The following is a 17,799-nucleotide window of genomic DNA, read 5'->3' as shown; positions in this document are numbered from 1 at the left end:
TCGGATCGGTTTCAGTTGGACGCCAGCGTGCGTTGCGCGGCATCGCGCAGCGCTTGCACGCGGTCTTCGCATTGCAGCCACAGCTTCTCGGCCTGGGCTTGCGCCAGCGGCACAAAGCGTACGGCGGTGCCCGGCCCGGCTTGCGCCAGTAAAGGCAGGTCGGCGGCAGCTACGTAGGCGATCTTGGGATAGCCGCCGGCACTCTGGCGGTCGGCCATCAGCACGATGGGATGGCCGCCGGCCGGTACCTGCACGGTGCCGAAGCAAGTGGCTTCGGAAATCATGTCAGGCAGATCCGGCTTGTCCAGCGGCGCGCCATCGAGGCGATAGCCCATGCGGTCGGACTGCGGCGTGATGCGCCAGGCTTGAGCGGTGAAGGACGCGCGCGCGGCCTCGCTGAAGGCCTGCCAATGCGGACCGGGAATGCAGCGCAGCGTCAGTGCGCCGTCACCGGCGTCGAGCGGGGCGATCCAATGGCCGGCAGCTTCGGGCAGGGCGGCAGCCGCCACCATGTTCAGGCCGCTGGAGACCAGCGTGCGCTCCAGCGCCAGCGGTGGCGTGCCGCGCTCGCGGCTGAAGGCCGGCACGCGGTCGCCGCGCTGCAAGGGCCGCCCCTCCATGCCGCCGAAGCGTCCGCGCACATAAGTGCTGCGGCTGCCCATCACGGCCCCGGTGGCGAAGCCGCCGCGCACGGCCAGGTAGGCGCGCGTGCCGCAGGCAGCACCTAGCAGTTCGATCTTCGCCTGCCGCCGCACCATCACCGCACGCTGGCGCGGCAGCGCACGGCCGTCCACGGTGGCGCGCATGTCGGCGCCGGTCAGCGCCACCAGCGTGTCCTGGCTGAAGTGCAGGGCCGGGCCGGTCAGCGTGCATTCCAGCACTGCTGCATCTTCCGCATTGCCCACCAGCGCGTTGGCGGCGCGGTGTGCCCACTCGTCCATGGGGCCGTTGACCGGCACTCCGTATTGCTGGAAGCCGTAGCGCCCGAGGTCTTGCAGCGTGCAGTACATGCCCGCGCGGTCGATGTGCATCAGGTTCATGGGCGTGCCTCCAGCAGTTGCCCGAACTGCTCGGGCGAGACCGGGCGGAAATGGATCAGGTCGCCCGGTTGCATGCGGGTGGGTGGCATGGCCTTGAGGTCGAACAGGTTCAGCGGCGTGCGCGCGATGATGTTCCAGCCGCCCGGCGAGGCGTTCTGGTAGATCGACGTGATGCCGCCGGCCACGCCCACCGAGCCGGCCGGCACCAGCGTGCGCGGCGTGCTGCGGCGGGGGATGTCCAGGCGCGCATCGAGCGGGCCGGCGAAGGGATTGCCGGGCGAGAAGAAGAACGCATACACCGTCAGCGGCCTGCTGCTGTGCAGGGCGATGACTTCCTGCGGCGTCAGTTTGCAGCGGCGCGCCACTTCCACCAGGTCGGGGCCATGGTCGCCGCCGTAGCAGGCCGGCACCTCGACCACGCGGCCGCTGCCGGCGGTGGCGCGCACGCCTTTGCCGAGCAGCCGCTCCACCTTGCGCGCGACTTGTACCGACGCGGGGCCGGCGCGACGCGGGAAGGCGGCCGGCTGGAAATGCACCGCCACCGTGGTGAAGGCCGGCACCACATCGAGCACGGCGGCACCCAGGCCTTCGTGCAGCAGCGCGGCCACCGCATGAACGATGCGGCTGGTGTCCACACCCACGGTCCGTCCCACGCGCACCAGCAGGCAGCGTTCGCCGACCGGTTCGGCCTGCCAGTCGAAGGCCGGCAGCGAGGCCGAAGCCAGCGCACCTTCGGCGATGGCGTAATCGTGTTCGCCAGGGGGGATGACAGTCTTCATTGCGTCAGATCCTCATGCCTGCTGCAGGCGCTGGCAGGCCGCCACGATCTGTTCGCAGGCCAGGCGCAGGCGGTCGTCGGCGGTGGCATAGGCCAGGCGCAGATAGCCGGCCATGCCGAAAGCGCTGCCCGGCACCACCGAGACGCCCGCTTCTTCCAGCAGCCAGGCCGCCAGCGCGGCATCGTCGGCCAGCCGTTGGCCTTGCGGCGTGAGCGCGCCGATTGCCGCCTGGCAGTCGGCATACAGATAGAAGGCCGCGGCCGGCTTGCGCACGGACAGCCAGGGGGCGGCGTCGCCGAGGATGGACAGTGCCATGTCGCGCCGCGCGCGCAGGCGTTCGCGCCAGCCGTCGAGGAAGTCCTGCGGGCCGTCGAGCGCCGCCAGCGCGCCGGCCTGGCTGATCGAGCTGGGGTTGCTGGTGCTTTGCGACTGCAGCAGTTCCAGCGCCCGGATCAGCCATTGCGGACCGCCCGCGTAACCCAGGCGCCAGCCGGTCATGGCATGCGACTTGGAGACGCCGTTCACCGTCAGCGTGCGCGAATGCATGTCGGGCGCGGCCTGGGCGAAGGTGCAGAAGGCGCCGTCGAAGACGATCGCCTCATAGATGTCGTCGGCCAGCACCATGATCTGCTGATGCGGACGCAGCACATCGGCCAGCGCGCGCAGTTCATCGGCGCTGTACAGGGCGCCCGAGGGGTTGCAGGGAGAGTTCAGCATCAGCCAGCGCGTGCGCGGGGTGATGGCCGCCTGCAGTTGTTGCGGCGTGAGCTTGAAGTCCGCATCGGGCGAGGCCGGCAGCACCACGGGCTCGCCGCCGGCGATGCGCACCATCTCCGAATAGGACACCCAATACGGCGCGGCCATGATCACTTCGTCACCAGCATCGACCGTGGCCAGCAGGGCGTTGAACAGGATCTGCTTGGCGCCGGTGGCGGCGATGACTTCACCAATTTGGTAATCGAGGCCATTGTCGCGCGCGAATTTGGTGACAATCGCTACCTTCAGTGCGGGCGTGCCGCCCACCGAGGTGTAGCGGGTCTGGCCGCCGGTGATGGCCTGGATCGCCGCCTGTTGTATATGGGCGGGGGTGTCGAAGTCCAGCTCGCCCTCGGCCAGGCTGATGATCCGGCGGCCTTGCGCGGTCAGCCTGCGGGCGGCTTCGGAGGCGGCGCCGGTGGCCGAGGGACGGGCCTGGGCCAGGCGCGCCGAGAGACGTTGCGAAGGATGCGGGATCGTCATGTGAAGAAGCTTATTCCGTTTTGGTTCAAATATAAATACAATTGGTATACCAATCGTATTCAAGCAATACTCGTGCCAAACACAATGATCCTTTCGGTTAAAATCTGCCCACCATGAATGCCCGCCACGACATGCCAGCCGAATCCGACGCCGATGCCGATAACGGCATCGACGCGCCCGAAGCCGGCGCCAGCAGCCTCGGCAACCAGGCTTATGAAGCCCTGGTCGACCTGATCCTCTCGCGCGAATTGAAGCAGGGCGAGGCGGTACAAGAGCGCATGCTGGCCGCGCGCCTGGGCATCTCGCGCACGCCGTTGCGCGAGGCGATGCACCGGCTGGAAGGGGAGCGTGTACTGGAGCGCAAGGCCAACGGCCGCCTGTATGTGCGCCTGGTGACGGTGCAGGAAATCATGGAGGTGCTGCATGTGCGCCGGCTGCTGGAGTCCGATGCGGCCGCGCGTGCCGCCGGCAAGGTGCCGGGCGCGCAGGCGGCAGACCTGCGCATGCGCATCGAAGGCATCATGCGCCGCGACGACCCGGCCGACCCCGAGCACCAGCGCCTGGATGGCGAACTGCACGGCCTGATCACCGAATGCTGCGACAACCAACTACTGGCAGCGATGATCGTCGAGCTGCGCCGCAAGACGCGCATGTTCTCGTTGAAGCGCATGGACAACCGCGCCCATCCCACCTGCCTGGAACACATGGCCATCCTCGATGCGCTGGTGCGTGGCGACGGCGCCGCGGCAGCGGCCGAGACCGCACGCCATATCGACAATATCCGCCAGGCCATCATCGACAAGCTGCTGCGCTGATCGTTGAACAGCTTCCTAGAGAAGCTTGCCCGGATTCATGATCAGGTTGGGATCGAACGCCTGCTTGATCCGTAACATCAATTCCATCTCCAGCGGCTGCTTGTAGTGGCGCAGTTCGTCGCGGCGCAACTGTCCCACGCCATGCTCGGCACTGATGCTGCCATTCATGCGCACCACCATGTCGTGCACCAGCCGGTTGAAGACGGCGGTGGCGTGCTTGACCTCTTCATAGGTCGACGACAGCGGGATCATCACGTTGAAGTGCAGGTTGCCGTCGCCCAGGTGGCCGAAGTTGATGATCTCGGCGGAAATGTCCTCGCCGGCGATGGCGGCGTCGGCTGCCTGCGTGAACGCCGCCAGCGACGAGATCGGCAGCGCGATGTCGTGCTTGACCACCTTGCCGGCGCGCACCTGCGCCTGCGAGATGCCCTCGCGCAGTTTCCACAGCGCCGCGCTCTGCGCCTGGCTGGCGCAGAACATGGCATCGTTCACCAGCCCGTCTTCCAGCGCCTGGCCCAGTACGTCCTCCAGCATCGCCTGCAGCCCCCCGTCTTCGGTGTCGGCCAGTTCGATCAATGCGTTGAACGCAGCCGGCTGTGCCAGCGGCGCACGAGTGTCTGCCACGTGCTGCAGCACCAGCGCCAGCGAGGCCGCCGACATCATTTCGAAGGCCACCAGCCGTTCGCCGCAACGCGCGCGGGTGCGCGCCAGCAATTCGACCAGTTGCTCCAGCGTGTCGGCGCCGACCCAGGCGGTGGCGCGCGCATGCGGCTGGGCGAAGAGCTTGAGCACCGCACCGGTGATCACGCCCAGCGTGCCCTCGGAACCGATGAAGAGGTCGCGCAGGTCGTAACCGGTATTGTCCTTGCGCAGGCCGCGCAAGCCGTTCCAGATGCGCCCGTCGGGCAGCACCACTTCCAGTCCCAGTGCCAGCTCGCGCATGTTGCCAAAGCGCAGCACGGCGATGCCGCCGGCATTGGTGGCGAGGTTGCCGCCTACCGTGCAGCTGCCTTCGGCGCCCAGGCTCAGCGGAAAGTAGCGGCCCGCTTCGCGTGCCGCCTGCTGCGCGTTGGCCAGGATCACGCCGGCATCCACCGTCATGGTGTTGTTGAGCGGGTCGACTTCGCGGATGCGGTTCATGCGCGTGGTCGAGAGGATTACCTGGGCGCCGCTGTCGTCCGGCGTGCCGCCTCCGCTCATGCCGGTGTTGCCGCCCTGGGCGACGATGGGCGTGTGCGTGATGTGGCACAGCCGCACCACTTCGGCAGTCTGGGCGGTGTCGGCCGGGCGTACGACGACCGTCACGCGGCCCTGCCACTTGCCCAGCCAGTCTTTCAGGTAGGGCGCCTGCGCATCCGCGTCCGTCACCAGTCCGGCGTCGCCGACGATGGCGCGCAATTGTGCGATCAGGTCTTGCGTGTTGTCGCTCATCTCAGGCTCCATGCCAGTTCATCTTGACCCGGCCAATCGCCATTGCGGCCGCTGCCTGGCTTGGTTCCACCACCGGCATGCCCAGCGCCTGCTGCAGCGGTTCGCGATAGACCGCCATGCCGGCACAGCCCATGACGATCACGTCGGCGCCTTTATCGTCGCGCAGCCGGCGGCCGACCTCGGTCATGCGTTCCAGCGTGCGTTCGTATTGGGAGAGCTCGGTCACGTTCAGGCCGATCGCCAGTTCGCCAGCCAGCCGCGATTGCACGCCCATGGCGCCGTAGGCGCGCAGGTGGCGCGGGATGGAGGCATCGAGGATGGCGATCACGCCGAAGCGCTGGCCCAGCGTCAGCGCGGTCAGGATGCCGCTTTCCATGATGCCCAGCACCGGCGCCTTGACCGCTTCGCGCACCGCGAACAAACCGGGGTCGGAGAAGCAGGCGATCACAAAGGCGCCGGCACGCGCTTCCAGTGAGCGCGCCAGCGATGCCAGCGGCAGCGCCACCGATTCGACGTCGTGCTGGGTCTGGATGCCCGGCGGGCCGGATTGCAGCGACAGGCATTCGATGGCCGGGCCGCCGGCCATGCGCAGCGGCGCCATGGCGGCGTCGATGCCGTCGGTCACGCGCTGCGTGCTGTTGGGATTGATGACGAAGACGGTCTGGCCGTCGGGCAGGGGAGTGGACATGGGTTTTCCGGTTCACAATCGATGCAGAAACTTTACTCCAGGCCGCTGGGCATGCTCCTTGCTCATTTGTCGGTTCCCCTTAACATCCTGTTATGCATGGCGAGGACTTATGGCACTGAACCTGCGTCAGATCGAAATCTTCCGTGCGGTGATGATCACCGGCTCCATCAGCGGCGCTTCGCAGCTGCTGTTCGTCTCGCAGCCGGCAGTCAGCCGCCTGCTTTCGCATACCGAGCAGCGCGTCGGCTTTGCCCTGTTCGAGCGCATCAAGGGACGGCTGTACGCCACGCCCGAGGCCAAGAAGCTGTTCCATGAGGTGGAGAGCGTCTACCAGGCGGTGCAGCGCGTCAACGAACTGGCCACCGACCTGGCCGACAACCGCAGCGGCATCCTCAATATCGTCTCCAGTCCCAGCATCGGGCAGATGCTGATCCCGCAGGCCATCACGCTGTTCCGCAACCGGCATCCCGACGTCAAGCTGAGCTTCCACTGCCTCAACTATGGTTATCTCAAGGAGCGCCTGCTGAGCCGCCAAGCCGACCTGGGCATCATCATCCTGCCGATGGAGCATCCCAACCTGGAGGTCACGCCGCTGTGCAGCAACCGCCTGGTATGCGTGCTGCCGTACAACCACGAGCTGGCGCGGCGCGGCACGCTGGCGCTGGCCGACCTGCGGCCCTTCCCGCTGATTTCCTACGACAAGGATTCGCTTTTCGGCGGCATCGTCAGCCGCTTCTACCAGGCCGAGGACGAGGCGCTGCGCCCCATCATGGAAGTGGGCTCGCCGCAGAACGCCTGTTCGCTGGTGCAGATGGGGGCGGGTGTGGCGCTGGTGGACGAATTCTCGGTGCGCAGCTGGGCCGGCAGCAGCCAGATGGTGGTGCGGCCGGTGGCACGCGCGCCCATCCTGCAGGCCAATTTGGTGCATGTGCGGCTGGAGCCGTTGTCGCAACTGACCCAGGCCTTCATCGGTGAACTGCGCCAGCTGGTCAAGGTGCAAGGCTATGGCTTGCCGCCGGAAGAGGTCGAGCTTGCCGCGGCGTGAGAAGCCGGTGAGGCAAATGCCGGGACAATTAACAGCAGGTTAAGGATTCCGCACAAAAAGGAAAGCGACAGGGCTGGAACACTCCACGACAATGATTTTCAACATTCGGGCCCGCACCTCGCAACGGCTGGCCCGGCACCTTCGCCATTGTCTGCCCATCGTCTGATTACGGAATTCACATGCCACAGTCCAACGCATCGCTGTCCACCGCCCGCGGCATCTATACGATCTGCCCCACGCCTTTCCACGCCGATGGTTCGCTCGACCTCGGCAGCATCGCTACCCTGGTCGATTTCCAGGTCGAAGCCGGGGTTTCCGGCCTGGCCATCCTGGGTTTCCTGGGCGAGGCGCACAAGCTGTCCAACGCCGAGCGCCGTGCGGTGGTCGATACCTTCGTCAAATGCGCCGCCGGCCGTGTGCCGGTGTGGGTGGGCGTGCGCGCACTGGGCCTGGCCGGGGCCATCGAACAGGCGCGCGAAGCGGCCGAAGTGGGCGCCGCGGCCGTGTTCGCCGCACCGCTGGACAACGCTTCCGACGCCGTGCAGTTCGACTACTACAAGTCGCTGGCCGATGCGCTTGAGATCCCGGTGGTGATCCACGACTTCCCCGACTCCTTCGGCACCGAGATCAAAGCCGAGGTGATCGCCCGCCTGGGCCGCGAAGGCGGTGTCAACTTCATCAAGATGGAAGAACCGCCGGTGGGCCAGAAGATCAGCCGCATCCGCGACCTGGCAGGCGAGGCCATGCGCATCTTTGGCGGCCTGGGCGGGGTGTATTTCCTGGAAGAGCTGCAGCGCGGTGCGGTCGGCACCATGACCGGCTTCGCCTTCCCCGAGATCCTGGTGCGCATCTACGACAAGTTCGCCGCCGGCGACCTTGAAGGTGCGGCCGCGACGTTCGACAAGTACTGCCCGCTGATCCGCTACGAATTCCAGCCGAAGATCGGCCTGTCGCTGCGCAAGTACGTGTACCGCAAGCGCGGGGTGATCTCCAGCGACGCCATCCGTTCGCCGGGCATGCGCATCGATGCCGAGACCGAGCGCGAACTGGAGGCCGTGATCGCCCGCGTGGGCTTGTCGCTGGACCAGCGCGGCGCGCTGGTCATCGAGTAAGCGGAGGCCGGCATGGATCTTGGCATCGCAGGACGCAGCGCGCTGGTGTGCGCTTCCAGCAAGGGCTTGGGACTGGCTTGCGCAGCCTCGCTGGCGCGCGAAGGCGTGGCCGTGACCATGACCGCGCGCGGCAAGGACGCACTGGAAGCCGCCGCGCAACAGATCCGGGAAGCCACCGGCGCTACCGTCATCACCGTGGTCGGCGACATCACTACGCCGCAAGGGCGTGCATTGGCGCTGGCCGCCTGTCCCAGCCCGGACATCCTGGTCACCAACGCCGGCGGCCCCAAGCCGGGCGACTTTCGCGAGTGGTCGCGCGATGACTGGATCGCTGCGGTGGACGCCAACATGCTCACCCCGATCGAACTGATCAAGGCCACCGTGGACGGCATGATGGCGCGCGGTTTCGGCCGCGTCGTCAACATTACCTCGGGCGCGGTGAAGGCTCCGATCGACATCCTCGGCCTGTCCAACGGCGCGCGCTCGGGGCTGACCGGGTTCGTGGCCGGGCTGGCGCGCAGCACCGTGGCGCGCAACGTCACCATCAACAACCTGCTGCCGGGCCCGTTCGAGACCGATCGCCTGTTCGCCACTGCCGCTGCTGCAGCCCGTAGCACCGGCAAGACCGCCGACCAGATCCTGGCCGCGCGCCGCGCCGCCAACCCGGCCGGGCGCTTCGGCACGCCGGCCGAGTTCGGCGACGCCTGCGCCTGGCTGTGCAGCGCGCAGGCAGGCTTCGTCACCGGCCAGAACCTGCTGATGGACGGCGGCGCCTATCCCGGCACCTTCTAGGAACAGCCATGGACTTCGACCTCACTATCCGCAACGGCCGCATCTCCACCGACAAGGAAACCTTCATGGCCGACATCGGCGTGAAGGACGGCGTGATCGCCAAGATCGCGCCGGGCTTGCCGCCCGGCCACGAGGACATCGATGCCGGCGGCCGCTGGGTGCTGCCGGGCGGCATCGACAGCCATTGCCATATCGAGCAGTTGTCGGGCATGGGGATGATGTGTGCCGATGACTTTTATTCGGGCACGGTCTCGGCTGCCTTCGGCGGCACCACCACCATCATCCCTTTCGCTGCCCAGCATCGCGGCAACCGCATCCCCGAGGTGATCGCCGACTACGCGCAGCGGGCGAAGGAGAAGGCGGTGATCGACTACGGCTTCCACCTGATCCTGGCCGACCCCGACGAGCAGGCGCTGCAGCACGACCTGCCGCAGGCGATCCGCGATGGCATCACTTCGCTCAAGGTCTACATGACCTACAACGCGCTCAAGCTGGACGACTACCAGTTGCTGGACGTGATGGCGCTGGCCGGCAGGGAAGGGGCGCTGGTGATGATCCATGCCGAGAACCACGACATGATCCGCTGGCTCGCCTCGCGCCTGCTGGATCAAGGCCACACCGCGCCCAGGTTCCACGCGGTGGCGCACGATCCGCTGGCTGAAGCCGAGGCCAGCAACCGCGCCATCGCGCTGTCGCGCCTGATCGGTGTGCCGGTGCTGATCGTGCACGTGGCCGGCGCCGAGACGGTGCAGACCATCCGCGCCGCCAAGCTGCTGGGGGCGCAGATCTACGCCGAGAGCTGCCCGCAATACCTGTTCCTGACTGCCGAGGACATCGACCTGCCCGGCGTGGAAGGCGCCAAGTTCTGTTGCAGCCCGCCGCCGCGCGACGCCAACGCGCAGGAGGCAGTGTGGGCCGGCCTCAAGGACGGCACGCTGGGCATGTATTCCTCCGACCACGCGCCTTACCGCTTCGACGAGAGCGGCAAGCTGCCGCGCGGCGAGGACACCACCTTCAAGGAAATGGCCAACGGCGTGCCCGGCATCGAATTGCGCCTGCCGCTGCTGTTCTCGGAAGGCGTGCTGGGCGGGCGCATCAGCATCAATGAATTCGTGCAACTCGCCGCCACCAACCATGCGCACATGTACGGCCTGTCGCACTGCAAGGGCAACATCGCCGAAGGGCTGGATGCCGATATCGCGATCTGGAACCCGCAGCGCGAGACCACCATCACTACCGGCCTGCTGCACGACAACGTCGGTTACACGCCATATGAAGGCCGCCGCATCACCGGCTGGCCGGAGACCGTGCTCTCGCGCGGCCGCGTGGTGGTGCGCGACGCGCAGCTGCAGGTGCAGCGCGGTTCCGGCCGCTACATCAAGCGCCAGTGCCCGGAGCCGGCCAACATCGCGCGCAAGCCGGCGCGTAGCCATTTGCCGGGTTTGCTCGGCCTGAAAGGAAAAGCATGGGAGTCGAACTGAACATGAACGCAAGCAAGGACAAACGCTTCGGCCTGGCCGTGGCGCAGATGGGCCCGGTACACCTGGCCGACGACCGCACCGCCGTGGTGGCGCGCCTGACCGACATGCTGCGCGAGGCCGCCTCGCGCGGCGCCAGGATGGTGGTGTTCCCGGAACTGGCGCTGACCACCTTCTTCCCGCGCTATTGGATGGAAGACGAGGCCGAAGTGAATGCGCGCTTCTTCGAGGCCGAGATGCCGGGGCCGGCGACGCGCCCGTTGTTCGAGCTGGCGGCGCAGTTGAAGATAGGTTTTTATCTTGGGTATGCCGAACTGACGCCGGACGGCCACCGCTACAACACCTCGGTGCTGGTCGACGAGAGCGCCAGGATCGTGGCGCGCTACCGCAAGATCCACCTGCCGGGCCACAGCGACCACAAGCCCGATGCGCCATTCCAACACCTGGAGAAGAAGTACTTCGAGGTCGGCAACGGCGGTTTCGGCGTCACCGACATGCTGGGCACCCGTATCGGCCAATGCCTGTGCAATGACCGCCGCTGGCCCGAGACCTACCGCGTGATGAGCCTGCAGAGCGCGCGCATCGTGACGCTCGGCTACAACACGCCATCCTGGAACATCCACTGGAGCGAGCCGCCGCACCTGCGCATGTTCCACCACCTGCTGTCGCTGCAGGCCAACGCCTACCAGAACGGCCTGTGGGTGGCCGCCGCCGCCAAGTGCGGTTCGGAGGACGGTTTCCACATGATCGGCGGTTCCGCCATCGTCGCGCCCACCGGCGAGATCGTGGCGCAAGCCCAGGGCGAAGAGGACGAAGTGATCTTCGCCAACTGCGACCTGGGGCTGGGCGAGACCTTCCTGCAGCACGTCTTCAATTTCGCCAAGCACCGCCGTCCCGAGCATTACCGCCTGATCGTCGAGCGCACCGGCGCCGGCGAACCCTTGGCGCCATCCGAACTTTCCACCTGAGTCCTTACACCACCGAGGAGTGATGCGATGTTCCCGTTCCAGCTGCTGCCGTCCAAGTTGTCCCTGAACTGTTCCCTGCTGGCGGCCGCGGCCGTCATGTCGCTGGTAGCCACCGGCGCCTGTGCCCAGACCGGGCCGTTGCGCACCGGCGTGGATGCCACCTTCGCGCCGCACGCCATGGTCAAGCTGGGCGGCGGCCTGCAAGGTTTCAACATCGACCTGGGCGAAGAGCTGGCGCGCCGTTTGGGCCGCAAGATCGAGATCGAAGGCACCGAGTTCTCGGGCCTGGTGCCGGGGCTGAACGCCAAGAAGTACGACTTCGTGCTGGCGCCGGTGACGGCCACGCCGGAACGCGCCAAGGCCATGCTGTTCACCGAAGGCTACCTCGACACCGACTACACCTTCGTCATCAAGAAGGGCGGCACCGCGATCAAGGGGCTGGAAGAACTGAAGGGCAAGACCATCTCGGTCAACAAGGGCTCGGCCTACGAGATGTGGGCGCATGACAACGCGGCCAAGTACGGCTTCAAGTACGACGTCTACGGCAACAACGCCGACGCCGTGCAGGCGGTGCAGTCCGGCCGCGCCGACGCCAACCTGGCCGGCAGCACGGTGGCCGCCTGGGCTGCCAAGCAAAATCCGGCGGTGCAGACCACCTATACCGTCAAGACTGGCCTGGTGTGGGCCTTGGCCTTCCGCCTGGACGACAAGGCCGGCCGCGATGCCGCCGGCAACGCCTTGAAGTGCATGAAGCAGGACGGCACGCTGGGCAAGATCGCGCAGAAATGGTTCGGCTATACCCCGGCGCCGGACGCTACCGTGGTCAAGGCCGGCGTGGGGCAGGGCGTGCCGGGACTGGATGGTTACGACGCCACCCCGGTTACGCCGAAGTGCAGCTGAAGCCAGCCTGGTTCGGCTGCATCGGACGGTGGCTGCGGCCGCCGCCGGACCGGAATTTTTCCCACGGACTTTGACTATAGCGTTTGCCTCCATGAGTTCTGCTCCCATTCTGGAAATCGTCGGCCTGCATAAATCCTATGAAGACAACACGGTGCTGCGCGGCATCGACCTGCGCGTGCGCGCCGGCCAGCTGGTCTGCGTGATCGGCCCCTCGGGCTCGGGCAAGAGCACCATGCTGCGCTGCTGCAACCGGCTGGAAGAACCCAGCGCCGGGCAGATCGTGGTGGATGGCATCGACATCATGCATGCGCGCACCAACCTCAACGAGGTGCGTCAGAAGATCGGCATGGTGTTCCAGCAGTTCAACCTCTATCCGCACATGACGGCGCTGGGCAACGTCATGCTGGCGCTGAAAAAGGTGCAGGGCCATTCGCATGCGGAAGCGGAAAAGCGCGCCCGCCGCGCGCTGGAGCAAGTCGGCCTGCTGGAGAAAGCCGGCAGCTATCCGAGCCAGCTCTCCGGCGGCCAGCAGCAGCGCGTGGGCATTGCCCGCGGCATCGCGCTGGAGCCCAAGGTGATGCTGTTCGACGAGCCCACCAGCGCGCTCGATCCGGAACTGGTGGGCAGCGTGCTGCAGGTGATGCGCGAGCTGCGCGAGTCGGGCATGACCATGCTGGTAGTCACGCACGAGATGGCCTTTGCGCGCGCCGCGGCCGACCGCGTGGTGTTCATGGACGGCGGCGTGATCGTCGAGGAGGGGCCGCCGGAGCAGGTCTTCGGCGACCCGCAGCAGGCCCGCACCAAGGCCTTCGTCTCGCGCTACGCCGCACGGCACTGAAAGGCGGGGCGCATGGAGCAGTTCGTCTTCACCTTCTTCAACGCCGAGATCGCCGGCCGCTACTGGCAGGACATCCTGCGCGGCATGGGCGTGACCGTGCTGCTGAGCCTGGCGGTGATCGCCGCCGGCCTGTTGCTCGGCCTGCTGCTGGCGGTGCTGCGCGCCACCGGGCAGCGCGCAGCGACGCTGGCAGTGGTGGCCTTCGCCGACATCATGCGTTCGCTGCCGCCGCTGATTGTCATCATCGTGCTGTTCTTCGCCTTTCCCTATATCGACCTGGCGATGTCATCCTTCACCGCCACCTGGCTGGCGCTGACGCTGGTGCTGGCGGCCTATGCGGAAGAGAGCATCTGGGCCGGCATCCTGGCGCTGCCGCGCGGCCAAAGCGAAGCCGCGCGCTCGACCGGCCTGTCGTGGATACAGGCGATGGCCTGGGTGGTGCTGCCGCAGGCGCTGCGCATGGCGGTGCCGCCGCTGACCAACCGCGTCATCTCGATCACCAAGAACACCGCGCTGGGTTCGGTGGTGGCACTTTCCGAAATTCTCAATACCGCGCAGGCCGCCAGCAGCAACGCCGGCAACCCGACACCGCTGATGCTGGGTGCGGCCGCTTATCTGGTGATTTTCATTCCCGTGGTCTTGTTCGCGCGCTGGCTGGAAACGCGCTGGCGCTGGAAACGTTAAGGAACGGCGATGGAAGCTTTACTGCAAAATTTCTTCAATCTGCAGGTCTACCGTGAGGTGCTGCCCTTCCTGCTGGGCGGGCTGTGGACTACCGTGTGGCTGTCGCTGCTGGTGATCCCGATTGGTATTGTCTCCGGCCTTGCGCTGGCCTTGCTGGCTACGCAAAGCGGTTCGCGCATGCTGCGCATTGCGGTGGCGGTGTATGTGGATTTCTTCCGCTCCTTCCCGCCGCTGGTGCTGCTGATCCTGATCTATTTCGGCGCGCCGTTCCTGGGGGGGGATCTGCCCAAGCTGGTGGCGGTGGCGATCGGCTTCATGTTCAACAACTCCAGCTATTTCGCGGAAGTGTTCCGCGCCGGTATCGAGAGCATTCCGCGCGGGCAGATGGAAGCGGCACGCTCCACCGGCCTGTCGCGCATGCAGGCGCTGGCGTATGTGGTGGTGCCGCAGGCCACGCGCAACGCCTTGCCCGATTTGGTGGGCAACTGCATCGAGGTGATCAAGCTGACTACCATCGCCAGCGTGGTGGCCCTGCCGGAATTGCTGCGGGTGGCGCGCGATGCGCAGTCGCTGGTGTACAACCCGTCCCCCATCGTGCTGGCGGCCTTGCTCTACCTGATCCTGCTGTGGCCGCTGGTGCGCTGGCTGTCGCGGCTGGAGCACAGGAACCGGGCGTTGCATTGAGACGAAAACAGCCCGGACCAGTCCGGGCTGTTTTCTTCACCGTCGCCAAAGCGCCAGGCAATCAGCCCGATCAGCCATTGAGCAACTTCAGGCTGGCTTCGGTATAACGATCGCCGACCGCTGCGCCGACCGGGAACAAGGCGGTGAGCTGCTGCAGGTCTTGCGGACTAAGCTTCACACCGGCCGCACCGGCGTTTTCTTCCAGATAGCGGCGGCGCTTGGTGCCGGGGATAGGCACGATGTGCGGATCCTGCGCCATTACCCAGGCCAGCGCCAACTGGCCGGGCGTGCAACCGTAGTCTTGCGCCAGTTGTTTTACCTTCTCCACCAGCGCCAGGTTCTTGGCGAAGTTCTCGCCCTGGAAACGCGGGTTGGTGCGGCGGAAGTCATCTGCAGCCAGGTCCTCGAACCTGGTGATCGCCCCGGTGAGGAAGCCGCGTCCCAACGGGCTGTAGGCGACGAAGCCGATGCCCAGCTTGCGGCAGGTGGCCAGCGCATCTTGTTCCGGGTCGCGCGTCCACAGCGAGTATTCGCTCTGCAGCGCGGTGATCGGATGCACGCGGTGCGCGCGCTCGATGGTGGTGGCCGAGGCTTCGGATAGGCCGATGTAGCGGATCTTGCCGGCCTTCACCAGGTCCGACAGCACGCCCACGCTTTCTTCGATCGGCGTGTTGGGATCGATGCGGTGCTGGTAGTAGAGGTCGATGGTTTCCACGCCAAGCCGCTTCAGGCTGCCTTCGATAGCCTTGCGGATATAAGCCGGGCTGCCGTCGACGCCGCGCACCGAGGAATCGTTGGGATCGCGCACGAAGCCGAACTTGGTGGCGATGAAGAACTTGTCGCGGCGGCCCTTGATGGCGCGGCCCACCAGTTCTTCATTGGTGAAGGGGCCGTACATATCGGCCGTGTCGAGCAGGTTCACGCCCAGTTCCAGCGCACGGTCGATGGTGGACAGCGATTCGGCATCGTCGCGGTTGGAATAGAAATCGCTCATGCCCATGCAGCCCAGGCCGATGGCGGACACCAGCGGGCCGTTGGGGCCCAGGCGGCGGGTACCGATTGCCGATCCGGGTTGGAGGGGGAGGGAAGAAACTTGCGTTGTCATGTTGCCGTCCTTTCTTGGTGGGCGCTGGCAGGCTGCGCGGCGGGGGCTGCATTGTTGCGATCGGCTGCGCGATGACCGGCCTGGGACGTGGCTTCTTTTTCGATCTCGCCGTACATGTCGATCTTCCAGTGCAGCACGGCCAGGTTGCTTTGCAGTTCGGCCAGTCTGTGTTGTACGGAAAGCGCATGGGCTTGCAGGATCGCTTTCCGCTCCGCGACACTTTCCAATGTATTGCCCTGGCGCCGCAGTTCGGCATAGCGCAGCATCTCGCGTACCGGCAGGCCGGTGGACTTGAGCTTGAGCAGGAAGCCGATCCAGTCCAGGTCTTCCTGCGTATAGCGCCGGTGCGTGTTGTCGCGCCGCTCGACCGGATCGAGCAGGCCGATGCGTTCGTAATAGCGCAGCGTATGCACCGAAAGTCCGGTAGCGACGGCAGCCTGGGCAATGGTCATGGAAGTTGTCATGGGAGGCAGTCTATTTGTTGGAGTGCGCTCTAAGTCAAGCGCCGTTTTTCCATTATCGGCAACTTGGCGCCGGCCTGCTGGCGGCCGCGGTTTGTTGCCGTCTTGCCATGCTGCCGGGCGCGGCATGTCCGCGTACAATGCGCGCTGCCGCCCATTACCCTGCCATCCGGAGGAAGCAACAATGAACGCCCACGCCGCAACACAACTTCTGCTCGATGCCCGCACCAGCGGCCTCTTGCTGGACTGGCGCCGGCTGGCAGTCGGGGATGCGGCCACCGCCTATGCGGTGCAGGATGCGCAGTTGCTGCGCCTGGGGCCGGTGGGCGCCTGGAAAGTCGGCAGCAAGGGCGAAGGCGCGGAGCCGGCCTGTTCGCCATTGCCGGCCTCCGGCGTGCTGGCGGCGGGTGTCGAATTGTCCGGCCCGCAATGGCGGATACGCGGACTGGAGGCCGAGCTGGCGTTGCGTGTCGGGCGCGATTTCGATCCGGGTGACGCTTTGCCGTCCCGCGAGGAGCTGCTGGGCGTGTTCGACGCCGTGCTGCCTGCCATTGAAGTGGTGGAAACCCGGCTGGGCCCGGCGCCTTGCGGCAACCCCTGGGCTGCGATGGCCGACCTGCAAAGCCACGGTGCGCTGGTGCTGGGCACACCGTTGCCCATGCCCGCTACCGGGCCAGATTTACGCACGATCAGCGCCAGCCTGTCGCTGGATGGAAAAGAAGTGGCGCGCATGACCGGCGGCAATCCTGCCGGCGACGTATGGGCCATGCTGGCCTGGCTGGCGCGCCATTGCTCACGGCGCGGCATGCCGCTGAAGAAGGGGCAGATCGTCACCACCGGTTCATGCACGGGTGTGCAGCATGCACGTCCGGGCATGAAGGTGGAGGCAATGCTGGACGGGATCGGCGCGGTTGCCTTCAGTTTCGGGGGCTGACGCCTGCTTCAGCTGCCGCTGCGGCGGTAGAGCGCCAGCGATCCGGCCAGCGCCAGCAAAATGGCGCCGCAGGTGCGGTCCATCCACAGCAGTGCGCGCCGGCGCAGCAGGCTGACGGCGCGTGCGCCGATGGCGGCGTAGCCGAACATGATGGTGAAATCGAGGGCGCAGAACACCGTGCCCAGCGCCAGGTATTGCAAGGCCTGAGGAGCGGCGCTGTCGATGAATTGCGGCAGCAATGCCGAGCAGAACAGGTAGCCTTTAGGGTTGGTTACCGCCACCAGAAACGATTTCATGAATACCTTGCGCGGGCTGGCCTGCGGATCGCCCGCCTCCACGGCGAGATCGATTCCGCCGGAGCGCAGCATGCGCAGGCCGAGCCAGGCGAGGTAGGCCACGCCCACCCATTTCACGACCGAGAACCAGAATTCCGAGGCGGCCAGCAGCGCACCCAGGCCCACCGCTACCGATCCCACCAAAACGCAGTCCGACGCGACGGCGCCGAGCATGCCCGGCAACGCGCGCCGCACGCCCAGGCGCGCGCCATTGGACAACGCCAGCAAGACGGTAGGGCCGGGCGTGGCGATGGTGGCCATCGCGACCAGCGAAAACAGAACCAGTGTGGTGAGGTTGAGGCTGTGGGCGGTCATCGGGTCTCCTCGGCAAAGCGGCTGGGTGCGGCACTTTGGTTGTTCGGTTGTACAAACGGTGAAGGCTGGCCAGCCCCCGTCCTTGCCGGGCATTATGGCATGCCTGTTTGCCGGCCGAGAACGCAAGACCGCTCAGAACCTGTTCCCGATCTCGCC

General features: G+C 66.4%; 19 protein-coding genes. 11 read left to right on the top strand and 8 right to left on the bottom strand.

From position 1 onward, the window contains the following. Nucleotides 1-11 precede the first annotated feature (11 nt). Genes AKL28_RS10360 through AKL28_RS10350 form a run of 3 tightly spaced genes read right to left on the bottom strand, consistent with a single transcriptional unit; the run spans nt 12 to nt 3,058 of the window. A complete protein-coding gene (locus AKL28_RS10360) occupies nt 12-1,040 on the bottom strand; it encodes a 5-oxoprolinase subunit C family protein (RefSeq protein WP_050468057.1) in 1,029 nt (342 codons plus the stop codon). After that, complete coding sequence (gene pxpB, locus AKL28_RS10355; RefSeq protein WP_156226293.1) at nt 1,037-1,819, bottom strand: 5-oxoprolinase subunit PxpB; 783 nt, start codon at nt 1,817-1,819, stop codon at nt 1,037-1,039. The genes AKL28_RS10360 and pxpB overlap by 4 nt, the downstream gene beginning before the upstream one ends. A 12-nt stretch (nt 1,820-1,831) precedes the next feature. After that, nucleotides 1,832-3,058 (bottom strand): pyridoxal phosphate-dependent aminotransferase, encoded by a 1,227-nt coding sequence (locus tag AKL28_RS10350; RefSeq protein ID WP_050468056.1) that lies wholly within the window; start codon nt 3,056-3,058, stop codon nt 1,832-1,834. Between the two features lie 113 nt (nt 3,059-3,171). Here AKL28_RS10350 and AKL28_RS10345 point away from each other — a divergent pair, with 113 nt between their 5' ends. Next, entirely contained in the window at nt 3,172-3,873 is a 702-nt protein-coding gene (locus tag AKL28_RS10345) for a GntR family transcriptional regulator (protein WP_050468055.1), read from the top strand. Nucleotides 3,874-3,888: 15 nt separating this feature from the next. On the opposite strand, the gene AKL28_RS10340 is transcribed toward AKL28_RS10345, so the two are convergent. Beyond that, entirely contained in the window at nt 3,889-5,304 is a 1,416-nt protein-coding gene (locus tag AKL28_RS10340) for an FAD-binding oxidoreductase (protein WP_050468054.1), read from the bottom strand. 1 nt (nt 5,305) lies between these two features. Next, nucleotides 5,306-5,992, bottom strand: a complete 687-nt coding sequence (locus AKL28_RS10335; protein ID WP_050468053.1) for an aspartate/glutamate racemase family protein — start codon at nt 5,990-5,992, stop codon at nt 5,306-5,308. A gap of 109 nt (nt 5,993-6,101) precedes the next feature. Here AKL28_RS10335 and AKL28_RS10330 point away from each other — a divergent pair, with 109 nt between their 5' ends. The 9 genes from AKL28_RS10330 to AKL28_RS10290 all read left to right on the top strand — a co-directional run bounded on the left by AKL28_RS10330 (nt 6,102) and on the right by AKL28_RS10290 (nt 14,493). Then, a complete protein-coding gene (locus tag AKL28_RS10330) occupies nt 6,102-7,037 on the top strand; it encodes a LysR family transcriptional regulator (RefSeq protein WP_050468052.1) in 936 nt (311 codons plus the stop codon). A 179-nt stretch (nt 7,038-7,216) separates the two neighbouring features. Next, complete coding sequence (locus AKL28_RS10325; RefSeq protein WP_050468051.1) at nt 7,217-8,149, top strand: dihydrodipicolinate synthase family protein; 933 nt, start codon at nt 7,217-7,219, stop codon at nt 8,147-8,149. Nucleotides 8,150-8,161: 12 nt separating this feature from the next. Continuing rightward, complete coding sequence (locus AKL28_RS10320; RefSeq protein WP_050468050.1) at nt 8,162-8,941, top strand: SDR family oxidoreductase; 780 nt, start codon at nt 8,162-8,164, stop codon at nt 8,939-8,941. A gap of 8 nt (nt 8,942-8,949) precedes the next feature. Next, nucleotides 8,950-10,422, top strand: a complete 1,473-nt coding sequence (hydA, locus tag AKL28_RS10315; RefSeq protein ID WP_050468049.1) for a dihydropyrimidinase — start codon at nt 8,950-8,952, stop codon at nt 10,420-10,422. Beyond that, on the top strand, nt 10,407-11,387 hold the full coding sequence (locus tag AKL28_RS10310; RefSeq protein ID WP_082221441.1) for an N-carbamoyl-D-amino-acid hydrolase: 981 nt from the start codon (nt 10,407-10,409) through the stop codon (nt 11,385-11,387). Before hydA ends, AKL28_RS10310 begins: the two co-directional genes overlap by 16 nt. Nucleotides 11,388-11,414: 27 nt before the next feature. Further along, nucleotides 11,415-12,287, top strand: a complete 873-nt coding sequence (locus AKL28_RS10305) for a transporter substrate-binding domain-containing protein (RefSeq protein WP_050468048.1) — start codon at nt 11,415-11,417, stop codon at nt 12,285-12,287. A gap of 91 nt (nt 12,288-12,378) precedes the next feature. After that, nucleotides 12,379-13,125: an amino acid ABC transporter ATP-binding protein gene (locus tag AKL28_RS10300; protein WP_050468047.1), complete on the top strand. Its 747-nt coding sequence runs from the start codon at nt 12,379-12,381 to the stop codon at nt 13,123-13,125. Nucleotides 13,126-13,137: 12 nt separating this feature from the next. After that, nucleotides 13,138-13,809: an amino acid ABC transporter permease gene (locus tag AKL28_RS10295; protein ID WP_050468046.1), complete on the top strand. Its 672-nt coding sequence runs from the start codon at nt 13,138-13,140 to the stop codon at nt 13,807-13,809. Between the two features lie 9 nt (nt 13,810-13,818). Continuing rightward, complete coding sequence (locus tag AKL28_RS10290) at nt 13,819-14,493, top strand: amino acid ABC transporter permease (protein WP_050468045.1); 675 nt, start codon at nt 13,819-13,821, stop codon at nt 14,491-14,493. Between the two features lie 70 nt (nt 14,494-14,563). On the opposite strand, the gene AKL28_RS10285 is transcribed toward AKL28_RS10290, so the two are convergent. Beyond that, complete coding sequence (locus tag AKL28_RS10285) at nt 14,564-15,598, bottom strand: aldo/keto reductase (protein WP_050468044.1); 1,035 nt, start codon at nt 15,596-15,598, stop codon at nt 14,564-14,566. Continuing rightward, entirely contained in the window at nt 15,595-16,062 is a 468-nt protein-coding gene (locus tag AKL28_RS10280; RefSeq protein ID WP_050468043.1) for a MerR family transcriptional regulator, read from the bottom strand. The genes AKL28_RS10285 and AKL28_RS10280 overlap by 4 nt, the downstream gene beginning before the upstream one ends. A 181-nt stretch (nt 16,063-16,243) precedes the next feature. On the opposite strand from AKL28_RS10280, the gene AKL28_RS10275 reads away from it, so the two are divergent. After that, nucleotides 16,244-16,993 (top strand): 2-keto-4-pentenoate hydratase, encoded by a 750-nt coding sequence (locus AKL28_RS10275; protein ID WP_050468042.1) that lies wholly within the window; start codon nt 16,244-16,246, stop codon nt 16,991-16,993. 8 nt (nt 16,994-17,001) lie between these two features. Here AKL28_RS10275 and AKL28_RS10270 read toward each other — a convergent pair whose 3' ends face one another. Then, complete coding sequence (locus AKL28_RS10270) at nt 17,002-17,643, bottom strand: LysE family translocator (RefSeq protein ID WP_050468041.1); 642 nt, start codon at nt 17,641-17,643, stop codon at nt 17,002-17,004. Between the last annotated feature and the right edge of the window lie 156 nt (nt 17,644-17,799).

The organism is Herbaspirillum chlorophenolicum, from assembly GCF_001189955.1.
Classification (GTDB): Bacteria; Pseudomonadota; Gammaproteobacteria; order Burkholderiales; family Burkholderiaceae_D; genus Herbaspirillum; species Herbaspirillum chlorophenolicum.
Note: the sequence above shows the minus strand (reverse complement) of the source record. Positions and strands in the feature narration are given on the sequence as shown.